The sequence below is a fragment of the Modicisalibacter ilicicola DSM 19980 genome, from assembly GCF_900128925.1.
Lineage (GTDB): Bacteria > Pseudomonadota > Gammaproteobacteria > Pseudomonadales > Halomonadaceae > Modicisalibacter > Modicisalibacter ilicicola.
In genome coordinates this window covers 206,940-229,260 of the sequence record NZ_FQUJ01000003.1, presented here as the reverse complement: position 1 = coordinate 229,260, position 22,321 = coordinate 206,940, and the positions used below count along the sequence as shown (strand labels likewise).

19 protein-coding genes and 1 tRNA gene are annotated in these 22,321 nt (G+C 58.9%); 12 read left to right on the top strand and 8 right to left on the bottom strand.

All coding sequences use genetic code 11. The features are described from left to right. Window positions 1–92: 92 nt before the first annotated feature. From BUA41_RS03675 to BUA41_RS03650, 5 genes are read left to right on the top strand one after another with little or no spacing between them, the layout of a single operon-like run. Entirely contained in the window at window positions 93–1,811 is a 1,719-nt protein-coding gene (locus tag BUA41_RS03675) for a ShlB/FhaC/HecB family hemolysin secretion/activation protein (protein ID WP_072819833.1), read from the top strand. A gap of 55 nt (window positions 1,812–1,866) precedes the next feature. Continuing rightward, window positions 1,867–3,690, top strand: a complete 1,824-nt coding sequence (locus BUA41_RS03670; RefSeq protein WP_139249046.1) for a filamentous hemagglutinin N-terminal domain-containing protein — start codon at window positions 1,867–1,869, stop codon at window positions 3,688–3,690. Further along, window positions 3,666–9,377, top strand: a complete 5,712-nt coding sequence (locus BUA41_RS03660; protein WP_340641244.1) for a DUF637 domain-containing protein — start codon at window positions 3,666–3,668, stop codon at window positions 9,375–9,377. Before BUA41_RS03670 ends, BUA41_RS03660 begins: the two co-directional genes overlap by 25 nt. 2 nt (window positions 9,378–9,379) lie before the next feature. Beyond that, window positions 9,380–9,622 (top strand): hypothetical protein, encoded by a 243-nt coding sequence (locus tag BUA41_RS03655; protein ID WP_072819826.1) that lies wholly within the window; start codon window positions 9,380–9,382, stop codon window positions 9,620–9,622. A 16-nt stretch (window positions 9,623–9,638) separates the two neighbouring features. Next, on the top strand, window positions 9,639–10,187 hold the full coding sequence (locus BUA41_RS03650) for a VENN motif pre-toxin domain-containing protein (RefSeq protein ID WP_072819824.1): 549 nt from the start codon (window positions 9,639–9,641) through the stop codon (window positions 10,185–10,187). Between the two features lie 72 nt (window positions 10,188–10,259). Here the strand turns inward: BUA41_RS03650 and BUA41_RS03645 are convergent, their stop codons facing one another. Next, window positions 10,260–10,565, bottom strand: a complete 306-nt coding sequence (locus tag BUA41_RS03645) for a HigA family addiction module antitoxin (RefSeq protein WP_072819822.1) — start codon at window positions 10,563–10,565, stop codon at window positions 10,260–10,262. A gap of 16 nt (window positions 10,566–10,581) precedes the next feature. Next, window positions 10,582–10,857, bottom strand: a complete 276-nt coding sequence (locus BUA41_RS03640; protein WP_072819820.1) for a type II toxin-antitoxin system RelE/ParE family toxin — start codon at window positions 10,855–10,857, stop codon at window positions 10,582–10,584. Between the two features lie 96 nt (window positions 10,858–10,953). On the opposite strand from BUA41_RS03640, the gene BUA41_RS03635 reads away from it, so the two are divergent. Continuing rightward, window positions 10,954–11,604: a DUF637 domain-containing protein gene (locus BUA41_RS03635; RefSeq protein WP_340641243.1), complete on the top strand. Its 651-nt coding sequence runs from the start codon at window positions 10,954–10,956 to the stop codon at window positions 11,602–11,604. A 554-nt stretch (window positions 11,605–12,158) separates the two neighbouring features. Here BUA41_RS03635 and BUA41_RS03625 read toward each other — a convergent pair. Genes BUA41_RS03625 through BUA41_RS03615 form a run of 3 tightly spaced genes read right to left on the bottom strand, consistent with a single transcriptional unit; the run spans window position 12,159 to window position 14,882 of the window. After that, window positions 12,159–13,448, bottom strand: a complete 1,290-nt coding sequence (locus BUA41_RS03625; protein ID WP_004574636.1) for an ISL3-like element ISPpu12 family transposase — start codon at window positions 13,446–13,448, stop codon at window positions 12,159–12,161. Between the two features lie 21 nt (window positions 13,449–13,469). Continuing rightward, window positions 13,470–13,982, bottom strand: coding sequence for a signal peptidase II (lspA, locus tag BUA41_RS03620; protein WP_072819816.1), 513 nt, complete (start codon window positions 13,980–13,982; stop codon window positions 13,470–13,472). A gap of 3 nt (window positions 13,983–13,985) precedes the next feature. After that, entirely contained in the window at window positions 13,986–14,882 is an 897-nt protein-coding gene (locus tag BUA41_RS03615) for a cation efflux transmembrane domain-containing protein (protein ID WP_004574643.1), read from the bottom strand. 95 nt (window positions 14,883–14,977) lie between these two features. Between BUA41_RS03615 and cadR the strand changes: the two genes are divergently transcribed. Then, complete coding sequence (gene cadR, locus BUA41_RS03610) at window positions 14,978–15,385, top strand: Cd(II)/Pb(II)-responsive transcriptional regulator (protein ID WP_004364961.1); 408 nt, start codon at window positions 14,978–14,980, stop codon at window positions 15,383–15,385. Between the two features lie 328 nt (window positions 15,386–15,713). Here the strand turns inward: cadR and BUA41_RS03605 are convergent, their stop codons facing one another. Next, complete coding sequence (locus BUA41_RS03605; RefSeq protein WP_217652769.1) at window positions 15,714–17,336, bottom strand: GMC family oxidoreductase; 1,623 nt, start codon at window positions 17,334–17,336, stop codon at window positions 15,714–15,716. A gap of 176 nt (window positions 17,337–17,512) precedes the next feature. On the opposite strand from BUA41_RS03605, the gene BUA41_RS03600 reads away from it, so the two are divergent. The 4 genes from BUA41_RS03600 to BUA41_RS03585 all read left to right on the top strand — a co-directional run bounded on the left by BUA41_RS03600 (window position 17,513) and on the right by BUA41_RS03585 (window position 21,464). Continuing rightward, window positions 17,513–18,742 (top strand): TRAP transporter substrate-binding protein, encoded by a 1,230-nt coding sequence (locus BUA41_RS03600; protein WP_175546924.1) that lies wholly within the window; start codon window positions 17,513–17,515, stop codon window positions 18,740–18,742. 13 nt (window positions 18,743–18,755) lie between these two features. Beyond that, window positions 18,756–19,316, top strand: coding sequence for a TRAP transporter small permease (locus BUA41_RS03595; RefSeq protein WP_072819812.1), 561 nt, complete (start codon window positions 18,756–18,758; stop codon window positions 19,314–19,316). Window positions 19,317–19,327: 11 nt separating this feature from the next. Next, window positions 19,328–20,614, top strand: coding sequence for a TRAP transporter large permease (locus BUA41_RS03590; protein WP_072819810.1), 1,287 nt, complete (start codon window positions 19,328–19,330; stop codon window positions 20,612–20,614). A 91-nt stretch (window positions 20,615–20,705) separates the two neighbouring features. After that, window positions 20,706–21,464 carry an IclR family transcriptional regulator gene (locus tag BUA41_RS03585; RefSeq protein ID WP_072819808.1) on the top strand — a complete coding sequence of 253 codons (759 nt, stop codon included), beginning with the start codon at window positions 20,706–20,708 and terminating at the stop codon, window positions 21,462–21,464. Between the two features lie 18 nt (window positions 21,465–21,482). On the opposite strand, the gene BUA41_RS03580 is transcribed toward BUA41_RS03585, so the two are convergent. Both BUA41_RS03580 and BUA41_RS03575 read right to left on the bottom strand, forming a co-directional pair. Continuing rightward, complete coding sequence (locus BUA41_RS03580) at window positions 21,483–21,878, bottom strand: type II toxin-antitoxin system VapC family toxin (protein ID WP_072819806.1); 396 nt, start codon at window positions 21,876–21,878, stop codon at window positions 21,483–21,485. Beyond that, window positions 21,875–22,117: an AbrB/MazE/SpoVT family DNA-binding domain-containing protein gene (locus BUA41_RS03575; protein ID WP_072819804.1), complete on the bottom strand. Its 243-nt coding sequence runs from the start codon at window positions 22,115–22,117 to the stop codon at window positions 21,875–21,877. Before BUA41_RS03575 ends, BUA41_RS03580 begins: the two co-directional genes overlap by 4 nt. Before the next feature lie 127 nt (window positions 22,118–22,244). Here BUA41_RS03575 and BUA41_RS03570 point away from each other — a divergent pair. Continuing rightward, window positions 22,245–22,319: transfer RNA gene (locus BUA41_RS03570), tRNA-Lys, on the top strand. The last annotated feature ends 2 nt before the right edge of the window (window positions 22,320–22,321 follow it).

Genomic DNA, 22,321 nt, shown 5'->3' with positions numbered 1-22,321 from the left:
CGGAGCAAGCCTTTGTTAATTTTTGTTAAATATTTTCTTGTCGCTGCCGTTATTCCTTGAAATTGGCTTCTTGGAAAAGTGGCGGGAAACGGATGGGGTATAAAGAAAAGTGCCTGAACTACCTGGGGCTTGTCGCTCTATGCTGGTGGTCGAGTGCCGTGCTTGCCGCCGATATGCCCTCTGGCACGACCGAGAGTCCTGCGACTCGAAACTTCATCCGTGAGGACCAGCAGCGCCTGCTGGAAGAGCAGCAGCAGAAACTACAAGAGCTGGAACGCCTTCCCGGCGAACGTATGGAGCTGCCATCGGTACCTACGTCACCCGAAGCGCAATGTTTCCCGGTCGACGATATCGCGTTGGAGGGCGTGACACTCCTCGACGACAAGACATGGCAACAGCTAGTCAGTCCATTCATCGATCGCTGCCTGACGGTCAGCGACCTGAATGAACTCCTGCGCACGATCACCCAGGCGTATATCGACCGTGGCTATATCACGACACGTGCCTATTTGCCTCAACAAGACCTTTCCCGAAAAACGCTGCGCGTTGCCGTCATCGAAGGCAAGGTCGAAGCGATTGAAAGCCAGGGAGATTCTCCGACGCCTCGCGAGCTGAGCATGGCATCGCCAGCGGAGGCGGGAGACGCGCTTAATCTGCGCGATCTGGAACAGCTGATCGACCAGTTGAATCGACTCCCTTCCTATCAAGCCACCATGGAGCTCGTGCCGGGTAATACCCCTGGGGGGAGTCGTGTCCAGATAGCCAATGCGAGACAGAAGCCTTGGCGCGTTACGCTAGGACACAACAACGGCGGCAGCGATGGCACCGGCGAACAGCAGCAGAGCGCAGGTCTGGAATGGGACAGTCCCCTTGGCCTTGCCGACCGTTTCATGGCTCAACTGGGCCATGATGCCAGTACCGAGCCGGGGCACGGATCGGGAAATGGCTATCTCGATTACAGCCTGCCTTACGGGTATTGGTCCTTTTCCTACAGCTACACGCAAAGCGACTATCGCTCACTTGCCGAAGCCAGCGGCTTCACCTTTGCGCTTGAAGGCAAGAGCGAGCGTCACCGGCTACAAGCCGAGCGTCTACTGGCCCGCGACAGCGTGAGCAAGACGTCCGCCAGTGTCGGCATCAGCCGTCTCTCGACGCGCAATTACATCGATGGGGCGCGTATCGAGGTGAGCAGCCAGCGGCTAAGTGAACTCGATATCGGACTCAACCACGGTCGTCGTGTCGGCAATGCGTTTTTCAATATCGATGCCGGTTGGCAAAAAGGCCTGACGGTCTTTGGGGCTCAGTCGGATAGCGAGGACATGCCGGGGACGCCCAAGGCCCAGTATAAAAAGACGACACTCACCCTGAGCTATCTACAGCCATTTTCTCTCTTTCAGCAGCAATTGAGTTTTTCGAGCCTGATCAATGGGCAATGGAGTACGGACGTTCTGTATAGCCCGCAGCGCTTGAGCCTCGGTGGGCAAAGTTCGGTGCGTGGTTTCAAGGAGCAATCCTTGAGTGGGGATAGCGGAGGTTACTGGCGTAACCAGGTGACCTGGCAGCGCCCTCTCGATGTCGCCCGGCCGGTGTTCAATAACGTGGAAGCCTCCTTGGCCTATGACGTGGGTGTGATCCACCAGGGTAGATACAACCCTGAGTTGAGTGGCCGTTTAAGCGGCTATGCCGTTGGATTCGGACTGCGCGGTGAACACCTCGCGGCAAATATTAGTTTCGCCCACTCGCTCGAACGGCCCGATATCTTCGAAAAAAGAGAGACGCCGGTGTACTTCAGCGTCGAAGCCTTCTTTTAAATGATGTGTTGAATACGATTATCGAGAATTAAAAAAATAGCGCAGGGAAAAGACCGTGAATATTAACAGCCCATTGAGCCGTTATGTGTCCATCATCCTCGTCAACACGATGTTCTGGCATCCGGTCGTCGTTTTTGCCGATGGCATCCGGGTGGCGCCCAATTCCAGCAATACCACCCTGGACAAGGCCGGCAATGGAGTGCCCATCGTCAACATCGCGACACCTAACGGCAAAGGGCTCTCGCACAACACCTTCAAGGATTATAACGTCGCCAAGCAGGGCGTGATTCTAAATAACGCCACGAGCAAATTGCAGTCGACTCAGCTTGGCGGCCTTGTCGTCGGTAACCCCAACCTGCGTGGCAAGGCGGCGCAACTGATCATCAATGAAGTCAATGGTGGCAGCCCCAGCCGACTCGAAGGCTACACCGAAGTCGCCGGGCAGGCGGCAAACGTCGTCGTCGCCAACCCCTATGGCATCACCTGTAGTGGCTGCGGCTTCATCAACAGCCCCAGAGTGACGCTCTCCACGGGCAAGCCCGTTATCGAAAATGGCGAACTCGAGCATTTTGCCGTCGATCAAGGCAAGGTCACCATCGAAGGGCTAGGGCTCGACGCCACCCAGGTCGATCAATTCGACATCATCACCCGTGCTGCCAAGCTGAATGCCGAGCTACACGCCAACAGGCTCAATGTTGTCACCGGCGCAAGCGATGTCGACGCCGACACCTTGGCGACCATGCCGCGCCAAGGCAAGGGCGATGTACCCGATTTGGCCATCGATGCCTCGGCGCTGGGTGGCATGTACGCCGGTAGCATCAAGCTGGTCGGCACCGAGGCTGGCGTGGGGGTCCGGTTGGCGGGTGACATGGCGGCCAGCGGCGGTGACATCGAGATCGACGCTGCCGGCCATCTGAGCCTGAACAATGCCTCCAGTGTGGGGCGCGTGATAGTCGAGGCTAATTCAGCGACGTTAAACGCCGATGTGCATGCAGTGGAGGGGGTCGGGATACGTACCGACGAACATCTCGATGTCGAAAGCAACCTGACCAGCGCCGGCAATATCATGCTGGACGCGGGACAGCGTCTGCATAACACCGGCCAGATCATTGCCGGGATTCAGGATGGCCAACGTCAGCCGAGTGCCGACCTCTCCCTGCAAGCTGATCAGCTCGATAACGATGGTCGTCTCGATGCCACCGGCCGCCTTGCGGTCGAAGCGCGCGAAACGCGCAACACGGCGCAATTGCTCGCCCAGGAGATTGCGATCGATGCTCGCGAGCGTGTCGTCAATACCGCCGTCATTCGGGGTCAACGCGTCTCGATCGCGACCGAAACCCTCGCTAACCAGGGCGAAGCGGCGACGTTGGCCGCGACCAACGCCCTCGAACTGGATGCCCGCTATCTGGACAACCTGGGAGGCACGATACAGTTCGGCCAGCAGCAAAACGTTGAGCTTGCCTTCGACCGGATCGACAACACGTCAGGTTCTTTTTTCCTCGACGATGGGGATCTTACGGCCAGTATTGGCAGTTTGATCAACCGGGATGGCCAGTTGACGGCACGCAATATCAGTTTCCAGGCGGGGGAGGTCGACAATAAGGGCGGCGTCATGGTGGCGCAGCAGGCCATCGAAGCCGCAGTGGTCGAGGGCTTCGACAACAGTGCCCAGGGTGTGGTGACTGCCGCCGATGTCATGATTCAAGCCAATCACTTGAATAATCAGCAGGGTGACGTGGTCGGTGATCGCGTCACTTTGGTATTGGGCAATCTCGACAACGAACGGGGATTGGTTGCCGCGCAAGAGGCGATGAACCTTGGCATGAGCGACCGATTAAATAACCACGAAGGGCCCTGCAGGTCGCACAAGGTGAGTTAGCACTTACGGGGGGCCTGGAGCTGGATAATACTGACGGCATTCTGATTGGCGATCGTCTGCGGCTGGATGGGGTCGGAGCGATAGATAACCGTAAAGGGCTGCTGGCAGGACGCAACATTCATCTGGAAGCCGGTCGACTGGATAACGCCAGTGGCATGGTCGAAGCCAGTGAAGGCCTGCATATTCACGCCGACACGCTGCATAACAACGATGGCGATCTACGAGCATTGGGAGAGAGTGGTGAAAGTCGCCTGGAAATGGCCGGCACATTCGACAATGATGCGGGTCGCGTTGATATCGCCAACCAGGACTTCTGGCTCAAGGCAAAGACACTCCTCAATGTTCAGGGCCAACTGAATCATGCCGGCATGGGGCTATTCAATCTGATAGCCGGTGCCTTGACCAATCAGGATGGGCAAGTGCAGGGCGCTGGTAGCGGCCTGGCGACCATCGAGCAAGTCATGAGTATTGGCAAATGGCTGTTCAAGGGGCCGCTCGGTATCACGCTCGATCAAGCCTTGACAGTCGAAGAGGACGAGCGCATTGCCTCCGCCGATAACTTGAGCCTGGAGTCGACGAGCCTTAACAACGCCGGCGAGCTATTGGCGAATAATGCCTTATCGCTGCGTACGAGCGGCGACATCACCAATCGTGGCCTGATTTCCACCCAGGGCGATCTCACCGTGAGGGCGCGCCACCTGACCCAGCACGACGGCCGGCTTGCCAGCGGTGATACCTCGACGTATTTCCTGAGTGGCACCCTCGATAACCTGGGCCGCCTGACGGGCCAAGGCAATGTCGACATTCAGGCCAATTACGTCAACAACCGTGGCACTCTGGGCAGCCAGCAGGATCTTCGCATCGCAAGTCATGGGTCTATCGACAATCGCCCCGATACGCTGTTGTTCTCCGGCGGTGATATGACCTTGCATGGTAAGCGCCTCTTCAACCGCTATGGCGATATCTACAGCCAAGGCGCTCTCAACTTTGCGCGCGATGATCAGAACAATAAAGCGGATAGCCTTGAGAATCGTTCGGGGACGATTGAGGCGAAAAGGGGGGTAAGTTTACATACAGCCTCCCTGTTAAATACGAAAGATGAGTTCGATACTTTCTACAACGCCACATCGAACTATATCGACGTAGACAAAACTTTAATTCCTGGCTACAGATATGAAAGCGGTACTCATCAGTGCTCAGGACATACGATGACGGGGCCTAATTCCTGTCGGTTTAGGGATAGTAGTAGAGATAAATATGGTTACAGTGTGGCAGTTCATGAGCTAGGTGAATACTTAATATCAAAAAATTCAGCCGACGGGATCATTTCTTCTGGTGGCAATCTTACTATAAAAAGCCACAAAATGCTAAACTCTAATAGCAATATTTATGCGAATAACGATATTTATATTTTTGCACATAGCCTTGAAAATTCAGGAGGTGGGCTGAGTTCGGTAGATCATGAGCGAGCCTATGAATTTACTCTTTCTGCTTATGTGACTAGAAGTAAGACTGATACAAAAAATGAAACAACATATTACACGGTCCCTAATGGTGATGTTGATCAATTTTCCTCGATGGTCGCTGAATGGAATCAGAAAGGAGGAGTCGGCTCAGGCGGTAACCTTTTAAGCCTTCCCTCAAAATTAAACAGCAACACGCTGAAAAGTGATGTGACCACTATTACTGATCTGGATGGTGGCGAAAGCGGAATAATTCAGGCGGGAAATCGAGTTGTCATCAATGCGGGCGACACTATTCAAAACGGCACTATCAATAATAACACCCACACCCAGCTAAATGGCCGCCTTGGCAATAGTTCCACCAGCGCCCCGGTCAACTCGCTGGAGATCACGCTTAATTCCCGGACCGACACGTCTGCCGATAGTCCATTGGTCGGCTCAGACGCCGTCGCCAACTATCACGACGCCGTCTTTGCCCGTGTCGCACCCACTCAGCTGTCGTCTTTCCGCCTGCCCCAGGGCAATTACGGGCTCTTTGTTCGCAACAGCTCACCGCAAAGCCGTTATCTGATCGAGACCAATCCGGAACTCACCAGCGTCGACAGCTTCCTGGGGTCCGGTTATATGCTCGACAAATTGGGCTACACCGATGATGGCGCCTACAAGCTACTCGGCGATGGCCGCTATGAATCGCGCCTGATCCGCGACGCCGTTCAGGCCAACACCGGGCAGCGCTTCCTCGACGACACCCTCTCGAACGACTACGCCCAGTACCGTTATCTGATGGATAACGCCGTCGCGGCCAAGGATGCCTTGCAACTCAAGGTCGGCGTTGGTCTGACTCCTCAGCAGACCGCCGCGCTCACCCACGACATCGTCTGGATGGAGAAGCAGGAAGTCGAGGGTGAGACCGTGCTGGCCCCGGTGCTCTATCTCGCCCAGGTCGACGCGCGTAACGTGCGGGGTAGTAGCCTGATCCAGGGCCGCGATATCGAACTGATTGCCGGTGGCGATCTGATCAATGTGGGCACGATCCGGGCCAGCGACAATCTCGCCGCGACCAGTGGCGGCACTATCCTCCAGGGTGGCCTGGTCGAGGCGGATGATCGACTTGCCCTGACGGCACAGGAGTCGATCCGCAACGCCATGGCCGGCGAGATTCGCGGCGGCCGGGTCGATCTGGACGCCATCGACGGCGATATCGTCAACGATCGCACCGCGGTAACTGCCGGCTATGAAAAATCCTACGCCACCTACCTCGATCAAGGTGGCCTGATCAGCGCCCGCGACAGCCTGGCACTGACCGCCGGGCGCGACATCCTCAATCGCGCCGAAATCGACAGTCAGGGTGACGCCACCCTCTTGGCAGGGCGCGATATCGCCAATAGCGCCGTGCAGGATACCCGCGGGGGCGCGCAAACCTATGGTCGAGGGCCAACGTGGGAGAGCACATCGCAACTGGGTGCCAGCATCATCACCGGCGGCGATCTAGCCCTTGCCAGCGGGCGCGATGTCGTGGTCACGGCCAGCGAGGCCACCGCCGGCGGTGCCCTGGAGGTCAACGCGGCTCGAGACATCCGCCTCGAGGCCGGTGAGGACACGACGCGGGCAGGGCTGTCACGCCGCGTTCATTACGACAAGCGCAGCGTCACGCAAGTCGCCAGCCGTCTTTCCAGTGGCGACGACACCACATTAAACGCCGGACGCGACGTGCGCCTGGAGGCCAGCCAGGTCGACAGCGGCGGCACACTCAACGTTGCGGCGGCCAACGATATTCTATTGGCGTCCAAGGAAGACAGTCGCAGCACGCAATTGGCCTTAAGGCGCCTCTCTGCTTCGTCCCTCCAGGCCGAACAGGTCGGCAGCGAACTCAGCGCCGCCGAGGATATGACCCTTCAGGCCGGCCAGAATGTCACGGCGATTGCCAGCCGTGTCGATACCGACGGCAGCCTGGCGATCCAGGCCGGCAACACCATCACTCTGGCCTCGGCTGAAAGCGTTCAGAGCGATAGCTTCGAGTCCCGCGCCAAGCAGAAGAAGAGCCTCAAGCGCCGCCAGCAGGGCAGCGAACTGACCGCGGGCAATGACCTCTCGTTGATCGCCGGCAATGACCTGCGCCTGATTGCAAGCCAAGCCAAGGCCGGCGACGAGGCTTATCTGTACGCGGGCGACGGCGTCCAACTGCTGGCCGCCCACGACCAGGACTACTCCCTCTACGAAAAGGAAACCAGCGGCGGGCTGTTCGGCAACAGCCGCTACCGGCGCGACGAGGTCAACGACCTGCGGGCGGTCGGCAGCCAGCTCGCAAGCGGTGGCGACCTCACTGTCGTCAGCGGCGGCGACCAGACCTACCAGGGCGTGCGCCTCGAGGCCGGCAACGACCTGACGCTGGCCAGCGGCGGTGCCATCCACTTCGAGGCCGCCCGGGATCTGCACGTCGAATCCCACGAGAAACGTAGCGGCAACCTCGCCTGGCAGTCTTCCAATGGCCAGGGCCGCACCGACGAGACCCTGCGCCAAAGCCAACTGATCGCCCAGGGCAACCTCGCCATCCAGGCCGCCGACGGCATCGCCATCGACGTGAAGGACATCGACCAGCAGACGGTCAGCCAGACCCTCGACGCCATGGTGAAGGCCGACCCGGCCCTGGCCTGGCTCAAGGCCATGGAAGCGCGCGGCGATGTCGACTGGCAGCGGGTCAAGGAACTCCACGACAGCTGGGACTACGAACAATCCGGCCTAGGCGCCGGCGCGGCTCTGGCGATCGCCATCGTCGCGATCGCTTTTGTGGGGCCCGCGGCGGCGAGCCTGGCTGGCTTCACTGCGGGCACCGCCTCGTTTGCCGCGGTGAGCGCCGGGGCCGCCTCGTTGAGCACGACCGCCACCATCAGCACCATCAACAACGGCGGGGATCTTGGTCAGGCGTTTGACGACACCCTCTCCTCGGATAGTTTGCGCGGCGCCTTGATCGCCGCTGGTTCCGCCGGGCTCGCCCAGGGCTCGGACCAACTCTGGGGCGGCGCCACCGATGCCGCCACCGGCACCACCCAGCAGCTGGATCTCGGCAGTCTCGAAGGCATCGGCCGCTTTGCGGGTAACCGCGCCACCCAAGCCATCGCCAATGCCAGCCTGGAAACCGCCTTCAACGGCGGCAGCCTGGGCGATAACCTGAACACCAACCTCGAAGGCGCCATGGCCCACGTCGCCTCGGGGGTGCTCTTCAATGCGGTGGGTGACTTCGCGCTCGAGCACGGCTGGCCCGATGGTAGCCCGCAGAAGATCGCCCTGCATGCGCTCAGTGGTGGCCTCGTCGCGGAAGCGATGGGTGGAGAGTTCCGCGACGGGGCGATCGCGGCGGGGGCCAATGAAGCGCTGGTCGATCACCTGGCCACGCTAGTTGAGGGCGATCCCAAGCTGTTGGTGTTTGCCTCGCAGCTCACCGGCATCGTCGCCGCCGAACTCTCGGGTGGCGACGTGAACCAGGGCGCGCAGATTGCGGCCCAGGCGACAACATACAACTATTTGACGCATAAGCAGGTCGATGCCTATGCAGAAGAGGCCAAGGCGTGTGAGGCCAACAATAACTGCGCAGAAGTGCAGGAAAAATATCGGCAACTGAGCCTGGCTCAGCAAGACGACCTGACCGCGATGTGTGCCACGAACACCACCGCCTGCCAGCAGCAGTATCAACACCTGGTGGATGACTATCCCTTGTTCAGAGAGGCACTTGATGGTCTGGGGGACCAAGACGTTCCCTGGTCCATTGGCATGGATGCGGGGCCACTTTTCAGCCAGTATATGGAGGCGGAATCAGCGGTCTCTCAGGTGGGGTTTGCTCAGCATCTTCGAGAGAACTACGACCTCAGCGATGAAGATGCCGCGCTGGCGTCTAGCGCGATACTGGCCTCGATGGGAGGGGTTGGAAAGTATCGGGGAGTAGGAAATGCTTTTAGTATAGCTAAGAGTGGTGGAAAGCATGCCGGTTTCTTGAAAAATAACCAAGACCGTCCTACTGAAGAGTTGGCTAAAGGCGCTGCCAAGATAGAGAAACAAATAGCCCTGCATCAAGCAAAAATCAAGGATCCTGCTAAGTACGTCGAGGGTTGGTCTAAATTAGACCCTCGCCAGCAGGAAGCTCTTGTAAATAAGAAATGGCCTTCGGACATACGACGTCAAGAGGAGCAGAGGGATATCTTGAAAGGCATACTGTCAGAGAGGAATTAGAGATGTCCGATGAAATATTTAAGAATTATGTTTATGATTTAGGAGTTTTGATAAAAGAGAGTGCTGAACTTGCCAAGGCTGAAAAGGATGCTTCTCAGGAGACCAATGCCGATACCTATAAACTGGGTTATTTAATGGCCCTTCATGATGTCGTCTCTTTAATGAAAGAGCAGGCCGACGTCTTCGGTATTGAGCAATGCTTGATTGGGTTAGATGATATAGATCCGGAATCAGAGTTGCTCTAGCTTTGGATCTATCGCCATGGCCCACGTCGCCTCGGGCGTGCTCTTCAATGCGGTGGGCGACTTCGCGCTCGAGCACGGCTGGCCCGACGGTAGCCCGCAGAAGATCGCCGTGCATGCGCTCAGTGGTGGCCTCGTCGCGGAAGCGATGGGCGGAGAGTTCCGCGACGGGGCAATCGCGGCGGGGGCCAATGAAGCGCTGGTCGATCACCTGGCCACGCTGGTCGACGATGACCCCAAGCTACTGATGTTTGCCTCGCAGCTCACCGGCATCGTCGCTGCCGAAATCTCGGGTGGCGACGTGAACCAGGGCGCGCAGATTGCCGCTCAGGCGACAACATACAACTATTTGACGCATAAGCAGGTCGATGCCTATGCAGAAGAGGCCAAGGCGTGTGAGGCCAACAATAACTGCGCGGAAGTACAAGAGAAGTACCGGCAACTGAGTCTGGCTCAGCAAGACGAACTGACCGCGATGTGTGCCACGGACACCACCGCCTGCCAGCAGCAGTATCAACACCTGGTGGATGACTATCCCTTGTTCAGGGAGGCACTTGATGTGGGATGAAAACAAAGTTTCATCCCTAGAAATAAAGATTCATCCCCACAAGCTCGGTACTGACACTGTTTCTGAAGCCTTTTAGGCTACACTCAGCGAGGGCACCGCGCTGACGTCTACTTCGCGCTCGGCATGCCAGGCGTCGTGAGCCGCCTGGAGACGCAGCCATAGGCTGGGACCATTCCCGAATAGCTTGCCAAGACGTGCAGCCATTTCTGGCGATACTGGCTTACGTGCGGCCAGGATGGCGTGCAACTGCTGGCGTGAGATGCCCAGCATCTTCGCGATGGCGCTCTTGCTGAAGTCCAAATCCTCCAGCATGTCTTCGATCACCTCTCCGGGGTGCGGCGGGCAACGGTTGGGGTTCTGCTTTGCGGTAATAGCCATAGTGGTTCCACCTCGCTCAGTGGTATTGCTCAAAATCAACCTGATAGGCGTTGCCTCCCTCGAATTCAAAGGTGAGGCACCATGGGCCGTTCACATGCACGGTGTAACGTTTGGGGTTGAAGCCCTGCAAGTCGTGGAAGCTATAGCCCGGTAAGTTGATGTCCTCAACGCTTGCGGCCTCGTTGATCACGGCCAACCGGATCAGGATGCGCCTATGCATACGCTTGTCGATCTTGGATTTACCAGTTTCCCACAGTGTCGCCAGGCCCTTGCTCTTGAAGGTCTTGATCATGGAGTTAGTGTAGCCTGATAGATTACATATGTAAAGCAATAGATTACAGGGTGGGCGTGATAGCTTCTCATATCGAACCTTGAAGGATGATACTTTATCTCTTACGGCGGCAGCCTGGGCGATAACCTGAACACCAACCTAGAGGGCGCCATGGCCCACGTCGCCTCGGGGGTGCTCTTCAATGCCGTGGGTGACTTTGCGCTCGAACATAACTGGCCCGACGGTAGCCCGCAGAAGATCGCCCTGCATGCGCTCAGTGGTGGCCTCGTTGCGGAAGCGATGGGCGGAGAGTTCCGTGACGGAGCAATCCCGGCGGGGGCCAATGAAGCGCTGGTCGATTACCTGGCCACGCTGGTCGACGATGACCCGAAACTGCTGGTATTTGCCTCGCAGCTCACCGGCATCGTCGCCGCAGAGCTCTCGGGTGGCGACGTGAACCAGGGCGCGCAGATTGCGGCCCAGGCGACGGAGTACAACTACCTCAGCCACGAGCAGATCGACGACTACGTTGATGAACTAGATGGGTGTGAGGCACGCGGCGATTGCACGGCGATCGAGCAGAAGTATCATGCGCTATCGGATGACCAGCAAGAATCGCTGCTTGCCCTCTGTGAAACGGACTTGAGGGCCTGTGCGGCTCAGTACGAGTCGGTGTTTGGCGATGCGGAAGCCATGGAGGTCGCGCTGGATAGACTGAAAGGCAGTGGCCGAGAGGACATACCCTTCAGTGCCAGTGACGACGCCTGATTGCTAGCGACGCCAGCGCCGGCGACGAGGCCTATCTGTACGCGGGCGACGACGTCCAGCTGCTGGCCGCCCACGACCAGGACTACTCCCTCTACGAAAAGGAAACCAGCGGCGGGCTGTTCGGCAACAGCCGCTACCGGCGCGACGAGGTCAACGACCTGCGGGCGGTCGGCAGCCAGCTCGCAAGCGGTGGCGACCTCAGCGTCGTCAGTGGCGGCGACTAGACTTACCAGGGGGCGCGCCTCGAGGCCGGCAACGGGGCCACCTACCAGTTCACCGATGCCGTCGCCGCCTATGGTCGTTGGGAGCGTATCGACGATATCGATACTGCCGACATTCTCGACGACATGCATGCCGATACCTTCGCCGCCGGCCTGCGCTACAGCTTCTGAAAGCGCGGAAAAGTGACCGTTGAGGCCATGTCCATCGACTAGGCATTGGCTGAAAAGTGTCTGCGCTTGCCCATACGGCGTTAAAAATTGTCTCAAGATACTCAGGGTATACGGATTTAATGGTTGATGGGGCACCTTCACCCCATCAATCTGATACCACCCTCAGATGGTTGATAGATCGACTCCGTAGTTGAGTTCCTCTGCGAAGTCCGGCAGTCCGTAACCGATGGTTTTCTTGTAGAAAGGAGAGACCTTCGCAGTCGGTGCCTTCTTCTTGTGCTTCGTGGTGTAGAGCATTCGTGCCCGCATCACCTCGAAGGAGTAACCGCGCCCTTCACGGTTCTTGTCCTTGGCCAGTCGGTTGATGGACTCCGTGTAAGCGTTGGTGACGGGCATGTCCGTCTCGAAGTAGGTCATGGTCTCTTCGCGCCAGTTTCCCACTGCCCTGACCAGATCGCTCCAGACTTCCTTTTGGCCCTTCGGGATGGTGGCTATCCACTCGTCCAGGGCGGCTTCTGCCTGGAGCCGTGTGGTGGCGTCCCAGATGCCGTAGAAGCGCTCCTTGTGCTCGTAGGCGGCCAGCAGTTGCGGGAACGCGCCTGTCCAGGTCTCCATGATGAGGCGCTCCCGGTCTGAGACTTCGTGAGCGCGTTTCAGCAGGATTTTCCGGTCTCCCTTGAGAGTCCGGCTCTGGGACGGTTTCAGCTCCTTTCTGAGGCCCTTGCGCACTCTCTCTAGGGCATCGTTGGCCATGCGCACCACATGGAACTTATCGACCACGATACGGGCCTGGGGCAGCACAGCCTTGACCGCTGCCCGGTAGGGGTTCCACATGTCCATGCTGACGATCTCGACCTTCTGCCGGTCTTTCAGCTTCATCAGGTAGTTGGTCACCACGTCCTGGCGGCGGGTGGCCAGCAGGTCGAGCAGGGTTCGCTCCTCAATGTTGGTCAGAATGCAGCGGTAGCGCTTGTTCAGGTATAGCTCGTCAATGCCCAGGATGCGGGGCGTCTCGAAGCGGTGCCAGCGCCCCAGGAACTCGGCGCGGGCGTTGAAGATGTCGCGCACCGTCTTCTCGTCCAGGCCGGTCTGTGCCGCCACAAAGGTGTAGGGGTGGTTGAAGGATTCCTTCTCCACGTACTCATGCAGCCGCAGTGTCATACGGAATCCGTCCACCATCTCCGGTAGCTGGGGCCTGAATGTTGTCTTGCAGGCCCGGCAGGTGTATCGGCGGCGGACCACCCAGAGAGTGACCCGCTTGCCGTGGATGGGCAGATCACGATAGGGAACGTCACGCTTGCCGAACCGTACGAACTCACCCTGCACGCCGCATTCCTCGCAGGCGATGGGATCGGGCACGTCCACCTGGAAGTGCATTTCGTCGTCGGTTGATTTGCAGCCCAGTACTTGGTATTGCGGCAGGTGAAGGATGTTGTCGGGAAGTTCGGTCATGGTGTTGTATAGGCGTAGGTGTCAGTCAGATCCATCCGGCTCGGCATTGGTGTTTGCTTTTTTACCCAACAAGCTGCTGGAAACGAAAAGTAAGGCACCGAGGACAATTGCAATATCAGCCAGGTTGAAGGCCGGCCAATGCCAGTCTCGCCAATAGAAATCAAAGGAATCCACAACATAGCCGCGAAAGACACGGTCAATCAGGTTGCCCATGGCGCCACCGAGGATAAGACTGTAAGCGATGGCTTCTCCTTTATGACGATTTTCAAGGATCAGCTTGATCAGAAAAATCGAGACCACTACCGCGATTCCGATAAAAAAGTAGCGCTGCCAGCCTCCACCATTCGCAAAAAGACTGAATGCGGCACCGGTGTTCCATAGGTGCACCCAGTTAAAGAACGGGGTCACCGAAACATACTCGCCATAGGCCATTGATTTCTGCACCAGCCACTTTACAGCCTGATCAGACGCTGCCAGCAGGCCCGATATGGACAATAGGGCATACGGCGAGAGCTTTTTGCCAATAATGAGCATTATTTAACCCTTCAACGCCAAAATGCGTCTGGCACCGTTAAGTACAATGCCCCCCGCGATGGTGCCGATAATCAGATCCGGATAATTGGAACCGGTCCACGCGACCAGGGCGCCGGCGGTGATGACCCCCAGGTTGATCACCACGTCGTTGGCCGAGAATATCCAGCTTGCCTTCATGTGCGCCCCGCCTTCCCGATGTTTGGATATGAGCAGCAGACAACTGGTATTGGCAATCAATGCGACGAATGCGATAGCCATCATCACCAGCGATTCAGGCTCACTACCGAATACAAAGCGTCTCACCACCTCTACGAGCACGCCCACAGCCAAGATCAGTTGCAATACACCAGCAAGATGCGCGGCACGTACCTGCATTTTCACGCTATGTCCAACCGCATAAAGGGCAAGCCCGTACACCGCCGCATCGGCAAAATTGTCCAGGGATTCTCCAATCAGGCCGGTGGACTGGGCGATCAGACCGGCAGTCATTTCCACCACGAACAGAAGTGCATTGATGCCGAGCAACCAGCGCAGGGTCCCGGATTCTTGCTTAGCAGAAGCTGCCGAAAACTCGGCGGCCTTGATGGTCTCCGGATTTGCAGCGACGGTTTCCTGAAGCGAGGCGCCTAGCCCCAAGGTCTTCAGTTTCGAGGTGACGGGCTCGACCTCGCCGTCATGCACGACCTTCAGCCGGCGGTTCGACAAGTCGAAGGACAGCGCCCGAATCTCCTCAAAGCCGTTCAGGGCTAGGCGAATCATTCGTTCTTCTGATGGACAGTCCATCTTCGGCACGGCATAAACACTGACCCATCTCCCTGGCGCCTCGGAGGAGGCCTGTATATCGGTATCCGCTGCGGACGTTGCATCACCGCCACAGGCGCCACCACAGGATTTGCTCATGATACGACTCCACTTGAACAATGTTGTGGTACCATTTAAAACTATAAAGCTACTATAAGGTCAATAGAGTAAAGAATCCGTTGGGGAGGAGGCTGATGCGCATTGGTCAGTTGGCGCAGTTGGTAGGGGTCGAAACACAGACGATCCGCTTCTATGAACAGCAGGGCTTGTTGCCGCCGCCTGATCGGCAGGACAACGGTTACCGTGTCTATACCGAGAAGCATGGTGAGGGGCTGGCCTTCATCCGTCGCTGCAGAATCCTGGGCCTGTCACTGGCTGAGATTCACGAACTACAGAGCTATCAGGACGACCCTCATCAGCCTTGTACCGCCGTCAACGCCTTGCTCGATGATCACATCTCTCATGTGCGGTCGCAGATAACCGCTCTGCAAGCGCTTGAGAAACAACTCGTTTCACTGAGAGCGAGTTGCAACGATGACCGGGAAGTTGAGGCGTGTGGGGTTCTTGCTGGAATTAGCGAAGGAAACATGCACCAGCAGTAGGTGAAGCATCAACCAGATAATCCGATGAGATGCCGGTCTGTCTCACTCTCATGCAAAGGTAAGATCAACCATTTAATCCGCTTACCCGATACTCATTTACAACATGTAAACTCCGTTCTTTCATCAATTTTTGCTTTGTAACCCACACGGATGTGGGAAATGCGTTAGCCCGCAGGAGCGGGCTTAGCGCTGGACTTCGCTCACCGACTTTTCAGACAGCGCCTAGATTCGTTTTTTGTTCACGGGATCGTGAGCTTTTCATGGCGTCAGACTCTGGCGCCTTTTTTATTCGATCCAGTTGTTAGCCACGTATCGCTATTCGCTTTTCTTATGACGGACCGCCATGATCCTCCTTGATCATGTCGGCGGCCTTCTCCGCGATCATGATGGTGGGGGCGTTGGTATTGCCTGAGACGATGCTCGGCATGATGGAGGCGTCGACCACTCGCAACCCGCTCAGGCCGTGAACCCGCAGGCGCGCATCGACCACCGCCATGGGGTCGCTGTCGCTGCCCATCTTGCAGGTGCTGGTGGGGTGGTAGATGGTCTGGCTGTACTGACGCGCGGCGTCGAGCAGCTCTTCATCGGTCTGGAATTTTTCTCCCGGCACGTACTCTTCGGTGATGACTTCTTCCAGCGGCTTTGCCTCGGCGATGCGCCGCGCCACCTTGATGGCGTCCACCACGACGCGCTGGTCTTCCTCGGCGCTCAGGTAGTTCGGATGGATCGCCGGGTAGTCGAGCGGGTTCGCACTGGTGATGCGCACCCTGCCGCGACTGTGCGGGCGCAACTGGCACACCGACGAGGTGAAGGCAGAGAATGGGTGCACGCCTTCCGCGGGCTTGTCGGCGCTCAGCGGCTGCATGTGGAACTGGATGTCCGGTCGATCCAGCCCCTCCCGGGACTGGGTGAAGACATAGACCTGGCTGGCCGCCAGGGTCAGCGGCCCGGTACGGGTCAGGACATACTGGGTGCCTACCATGAACTGTTTCAGAGGGTGGCGCACCTCATCGTTGAGGGTGCTGCAGCTTGTCTTGAAGACCAGGCGCACCTGCAGGTGGTCCTGCAGGTTCTCGCCCACGCCGGGCAGGGTGTGCCGACACTCCACGCCCACCGACTTCAGGTGCTCGGGCTCGCCGATGCCGGAACACTGCAGGATCTGCGGCGAACCGATGGCGCCGCTGCTGAGAATGACCTCGCGCCGTGCCCGGGCGGTCTTCTCCTGCTTCTGGTGCTCGAAGACCACGCCATGAACGTGCTTGCCGTCGAGTAGCAGTTGCTTGCACTGGGCGCGGGTCATCACCGTCAGATTGCGGCGCTTGCGGGCCGGACGTAGAAAAGCCTTGGCAGTGCTGCAGCGAAACCCCTTGAAGGCAGTCTGCTGGAAGTAGCCGACGCCTTCCTGATCCTGGCCATTGACGTCGCTGTTGCCGGGGATGCCGATCGCCTTGGCAGCGTCGATGAAGCGCTCGGCGATCTCGCGCCGCAGACGCAGGTCGGAGACGTGCAGGGGGCCGTCCACGCCGTGGTAGTCGTCGGCGCCTCGGGACTGGCATTCGGATTTCTTGAAGTAGGGCAGCACGGAGGCATAGTCCCAACCGGTGTTGCCGTCCCCCGCCCAGTCATCGTAATCCTGCTTCTGGCCGCGAATGTACAGGAGTCCGTTGAGCGAACTCGAGCCGCCCAGCACCTTGCCCCGAGGCCACTGCAGTTGCCGATTGGCGATGCCGGGATCGGGTTCGGTCAGGTAGCACCAGTCGGTGGCCGGATTGTGCATGGTCTTGAAGTAGCCCACCGGCACATGGATCCAGGGGTTCCAGTCACGTCCGCCGGCCTCGAGCAGCAATACCTCGACACCCGGGTCCTCGCTCAGGCGGTTGGCGAGTACGCAGCCGGCGGAGCCAGCCCCGATAATGATGTAGTCGTATTCGGAGGGGCGAGGGGCTGACATGGACATATGTCACCTTTGTTAGTGAGACATTTTGTTCCGATATGATTGTTCATTGAGGTCCGCTGGTCAATATTGAGACAAAATATTTCAAAATAATTTGCATCCTGGGTGGGAGTGGCCTAGCTTTGATCAAGCCCCTTGGGCCATCACAACAATCAGCACACCAGGAGCCCTCCATGAGCCAACAACAAGAGACGGGCATCTCCCGTCGCGATTTCGTCCGCATCTCCGGCCGCTTCGGCCTGACCTCGACCTTGCTGGCCGCCTCCGGTCTGGGGGCCACCATGACTGCCTCGAGCCTGGCGCGGGCCGCGGAAGAAGAGGAGAAGCAGCGCAGTCAGACCACGCCGAAACACACGTTGCGTTTCGGGGCCTCAGGCTTCAACGATCGGAACCTGGATATCCAGAAGTCCGGCCAGCTGTTCTTTGCCCGGGATATCGAGGCCCGTACCAATGGCGCCATCCGGGTCGAGTTCATGGGCAGCAACGAGGTCTGCAACCAGCTCGACTGCGTGAGCAAGACCCAGCAGGGCATCGTCGATATGTTCTCGGCCTCGACCCAGAACTCGGCCGGCGGCGCACCCTATTACAACGTGCTGGACTTCGCCTACATGTTTCCCTCCACGGCGTCGATGTTCCATTTCTTCTACGACAACCGCAGCGAAAAGCTCTTCAGGGAGCCGCTGCGTGATCGCCACAAGATCCAGTTCCTGTTCACCCACTGCGACCTGCGTGGCCTGATGATGGGCCTCAAATGGGCAGACAAGCCGCTGGTCACCAGCCTCGAGGACCTGGCCGGCACCAAGAACCGGGTGACGGGCACCCAGCTGGGCCGCATCGCCATGCAACTGATGAATCTCAACCCGGTGCCGGTGGCCTGGGAAGAGACGCTGGATGGGCTGCGCCAGGGCCTGCTCGATGGTGCGGAAACCTGGATGGCCGCGGTCGCCTATGCCGGCATGGCACCGGTGGTGTCCCAGGCGGTGGACCTGCGCTTCTTCGCCGGGACCGAGCACACCGCCATGAGCCTGCCGGTCTTCGACAAGCTGGGCAGCGATCTCCAGGACCAGGTGATGGAGTCCGCCTACACCGCGCAGATCTTTACCCAGGGCATGAACGAGGCGGGACGCACCCAGGTCGTCGGCGCCACGGAAAACCCGCAGGCCGGCACGGTCTTTGCCAAGAACAACGTGCGGGTGGCGCCGCTCTCGGACGAGGTGCGCCAGCAGGCCGAGCAGATGTGTTCGCCGGAGTTCAATCCCGAGCCTTGGGAGCAGTGGCGCGAGCGCCTTAGCAGCTGGGCGGGCGGCGTCGATGTCTATCAGGAGATTCACGATATCGCCCGAGAGATTCCTCGGGACACCGCGGCGGTCAACGTGAAGCCGAACCGCTGGTGGCGTGCATAACCCGGAGACTCCCATGACCCATGACGACAACACTCCAGGCCGGGCCCGTCCGGCCTGGCTCAGACCCTTTCTGTGGCTCGACGAGAACCTGGAGAAGACGATCATCCTGATCGCCTATTCGGGGATGGCGGGCATCATCTTCGTCGAGGTGATCCGGCGTTTCCTGTTCAGCCAGCAGGTTGCCTGGAGCACCAGCATCCCCATCCTGCTGTTCCTGTGGCTGACTTGGTTCGGCGCGTCGCTCAACGTGAAGAAGCGCAGCCACCTCTCCCTCAACGAGTTGCGCATGCGCATGCCCTATGTGGGGCAGTTCCTGTGCCTGATCCTGGATGCCTTGTTGTGGATCGGCTTCGGTGTGCTGGTCATCTACTACTCGACCCAGCAGGTGACCCTGGCCTATGACAACTTCGCCATCGTGAGTGGTACCAACGACGTCATGCAGTGGTGGTTCTATCTGGCCACGCCGGTCGCCTGGGTGCTGCTGATCTTTCGCGTACTGCAGAACCTGTACATGGACATCCAGCGTTTCAAGCGCGGCGAGTCCTTCCATCTGCAACCTGCGATCATGGACTAAAGGAGGCTGTCATGACGGATGGTACCTTGATCGGCCTCGTCACCTTCGTGATCGTGGGGCTGTTTCTCATCGGCGTGCCGATCTTCCTGGTGATCGGCCTTTGGGTGGTCGGCGTGAGCATCATCATCGACTTCAGCCTGGCCAACATCGGGGTGACCCTGTTCCAGGGGCTGCGCTTCTTCGGCTTGCTGGCGTTGCCCCTGTTCATTCTCACCGGGGATCTGATCAACGCCGCGGGGATCGCCAAGCGATTATCGGACTTCGCCTACTCGGTGGTGGGCTGGATGCGTGGCGGCATGGGCATGGCCACTCTCGGAGCCTGTGGTCTGTTCGCGGCAATCTCCGGGTCCAACGCCGGCACCACCGCGACCATCGGTTCCATCATGCAGCCGGAGATGGTCAAGAACGGCTACGACGAGCGCTTTTCCGCGGCCACGGCGGCCTCCGGCGGTACCGTGGGCATCATCATTCCGCCGAGCATCATCTTCATCGTCTACGGGTTCATGATGAACCTGTCGATCAGCGACCTGTTCATCGCCGGCATGGTGCCGGGCGCGCTGATGGTGCTGGTGATGATGCTGGCCTGCAACTGGGTCGCCCGCCGCAACCGCTGGGGCACGCTCATTCCGTTCCGGCCGGGTGACAGCCTGCGCCATGCAGGCAAGGCCTACCTGGGATTCGCGACCATCGGCGTGGTGCTCTATGGCATCTACTCCGGCAAGTTCTCGCCCACCGAGGCGGCGGCGGTCACCGTCGGCTTCACGCTGATCGCCGGACTTCTGATCACCCGGGAGATCAAGTTCAGGAACCTGCCGGCCATCCTGTTGCGCTCGGGGCAGATCGCCGGGATGCTGGCCCCCCTGATCGCGATCTCCGTGGTCATGCAGCAGCTGTTGTCCGTGCTCGGGGTAGGACAGTTGCTCAACGACCTGCTGCTCGGGCTGGGCAACTACTACCTCGTGCTGGGGATCTGCATGGTGATCATCCTGGTGGCGGGCATGGTGCTGGAGAGCCTGCCGATCACCATCATCCTGGCACCCATCCTGGCGCCGATCGCCCAGAACGTGGGGGTGGACCCGGTGCACTTCTCGGTGATCTTCCTGGTGGGCGCGGCCATCGGTTTCATCACGCCGCCCTTCGGCCTGAACCTCTATGTCGCCAGCAGCATCACCGGCATCCCCTACCTGCGACTGGTGAAGTTTATCCTGCCTTACTTCTTCGTGCTGGTGCTGTGCTGGCTGACCATCGCCCTGTGGCCCTCGCTGTCGCTCTATCTGGTGTCCTTCGGCGGCAGCTGAACACTCGGGCAGGGGGTTCCCGTGCCGCGGCTCGTGGTCTGGCCACGTGCCGCGGTATCATTGCGGCCTCGAACACGGCAGGGAGCATTGCATGTCACTGTCCACGAATTCCACGCTGCTCAGAGCCATTGCCATCATGGAAGAGGTGGTGCGGGCCGAGGGCGGGGTGACCGCCGCGGAGATCGGCAAGCGGCTGGATATTCCCAAGCCCACGGCACACCGGCTACTGGGACAGCTGGAACAGGAAGGATTGATCAAGCGCGAGCTGGATGGTCGCCATCTCGCGCCGGGCCCACGCATGAAACAGCTGGCCTTCGGGATACTCGCCAACCCCAGCGTCAGCGCGTCGCTGCGCGCCGTGCTGCAGCGCTTGGCGGAGCAGGTGGGGGAGACCTGCAACCTTTCGGTGCGCAGCGAGCACGAGGTCATCTACTTCGATCGGGTCGAGACCAACTGGCCGGTGCGCGTGCAACTGGTGCCGGGGTCCCGGCTGCCGCTGCACTGCACCGCCAGCGGCAAGCTGTTTCTGGCGTTGATGCCTCGGGAACAGCGTCGCACCCTGATCGCGAGCCTTGCCCTCAAGCCGCATACCCCCCATACGGCAACGACTCCCGAGCAACTCGAAGAGCGGCTGAAGCTCATCGAGCGCGAGCGCATCAGCACCGACAACGAGGAGTTCATCGAAGGCATGGTGGCAGTGGCGGTGCCGGTCTACGACCGAGCCAATCATGTGCTGGCATCCTTGGCGATTCACGCTCCCAGCATGCGCCAGCCTATCGAGCAGTTGTTGAAGCAGGTGCCGCTGATGCGCGAAGCGACCCGGGAGCTGGAGAGTATTCTGGAAGAGTAACCTTGTAGCGTCCTTGAGTCAGGTCAGCTGCCGCATGCCGGCGGCTTTGGCAGCCTGCTTGTCGAACGTCACCATGTGGCTGCATCCAGCCGCGCTGGCGCAGCGTTCGATCAGGCAGTCAGCGAAATCTGCCTTGGCACCGTCGAAACACCGCAGGGCTTGCCAAACGATTTCCGCTTGCTCGACGACCAGTTCTCGCGTTCTCAGAATGGTTTCGAGAACGCCGACGACTTCTTCCTTGGTGGCTTGGTAACAGCTTTGCAGTACCCACACCAATTCCACCATCGATACCATCGTGATAAAGCCGGGTTCGTCCGCGGAAAGGGATTCGATCATTGCCGTGGCCTTGGGCGACTGCTGTGGGTCGTCCTGAGCCACGTAGCGAACGACCACGTTGGTATCCAGGCCGATCATTCCGAGCCTGCTCCTTGCCGGGCGATGGCGGCGTTCATCTCCTCGATACTCACGGGCCTCTTTGGCTTGCGAATCATGCCCTTGAGCTCCTGAATGGAGCGATTGACCGCCAGGATGGCGAACTTGCCCTCTTCAACCTCCACGAACTCTATTCGGTCCCCGGCGCCGACTCCTAGCGAGGCTCGAACTTGGGCAGGAATCGTTACCTGTCCTTTGGAAGTAAGCGTTGAAGTTGTCATGAAGCAATCCTTCAATTTCGGTTTTTCCTTACTATGGGGTAAGGAATGGGCGCTGGCAATGTGCTTGTCAATCAAAACCTACTTGTCATCCTGAAGCGCTGTCAGTAATATGTGCGCCCTGTCGAGGGGGTCGTTAGCTCAGTGGTAGAGCAGTTGGCTTTTAACCAATTGGTCGTAGGTTCGAATCCTACACGACCCACCATC

Coding starts and splice junctions, on each gene's coding strand:
- BUA41_RS03590 (WP_072819810.1), top strand. CDS start 19,328: ATGACGGATGGTACCTTGATCGGCCTCGTCACCTTCGTGATCGTGGGG.
- BUA41_RS03575 (WP_072819804.1), bottom strand. CDS start 22,117: ATGACAACTTCAACGCTTACTTCCAAAGGACAGGTAACGATTCCTGCC.
- BUA41_RS03585 (WP_072819808.1), top strand. CDS start 20,706: ATGTCACTGTCCACGAATTCCACGCTGCTCAGAGCCATTGCCATCATG.
- BUA41_RS03600 (WP_175546924.1), top strand. CDS start 17,513: ATGAGCCAACAACAAGAGACGGGCATCTCCCGTCGCGATTTCGTCCGC.
- cadR (WP_004364961.1), top strand. CDS start 14,978: ATGCGCATTGGTCAGTTGGCGCAGTTGGTAGGGGTCGAAACACAGACG.
- BUA41_RS03605 (WP_217652769.1), bottom strand. CDS start 17,336: ATGTCAGCCCCTCGCCCCTCCGAATACGACTACATCATTATCGGGGCT.
- BUA41_RS03580 (WP_072819806.1), bottom strand. CDS start 21,878: ATGATCGGCCTGGATACCAACGTGGTCGTTCGCTACGTGGCTCAGGAC.
- BUA41_RS03615 (WP_004574643.1), bottom strand. CDS start 14,882: ATGAGCAAATCCTGTGGTGGCGCCTGTGGCGGTGATGCAACGTCCGCA.
- BUA41_RS03655 (WP_072819826.1), top strand. CDS start 9,380: ATGTCCGATGAAATATTTAAGAATTATGTTTATGATTTAGGAGTTTTG.
- BUA41_RS03595 (WP_072819812.1), top strand. CDS start 18,756: ATGACCCATGACGACAACACTCCAGGCCGGGCCCGTCCGGCCTGGCTC.
- BUA41_RS03625 (WP_004574636.1), bottom strand. CDS start 13,448: ATGACCGAACTTCCCGACAACATCCTTCACCTGCCGCAATACCAAGTA.
- BUA41_RS03675 (WP_072819833.1), top strand. CDS start 93: ATGGGGTATAAAGAAAAGTGCCTGAACTACCTGGGGCTTGTCGCTCTA.
- BUA41_RS03650 (WP_072819824.1), top strand. CDS start 9,639: ATGGCCCACGTCGCCTCGGGCGTGCTCTTCAATGCGGTGGGCGACTTC.
- BUA41_RS03640 (WP_072819820.1), bottom strand. CDS start 10,857: ATGATCAAGACCTTCAAGAGCAAGGGCCTGGCGACACTGTGGGAAACT.
- lspA (WP_072819816.1), bottom strand. CDS start 13,982: ATGCTCATTATTGGCAAAAAGCTCTCGCCGTATGCCCTATTGTCCATA.
- BUA41_RS03645 (WP_072819822.1), bottom strand. CDS start 10,565: ATGGCTATTACCGCAAAGCAGAACCCCAACCGTTGCCCGCCGCACCCC.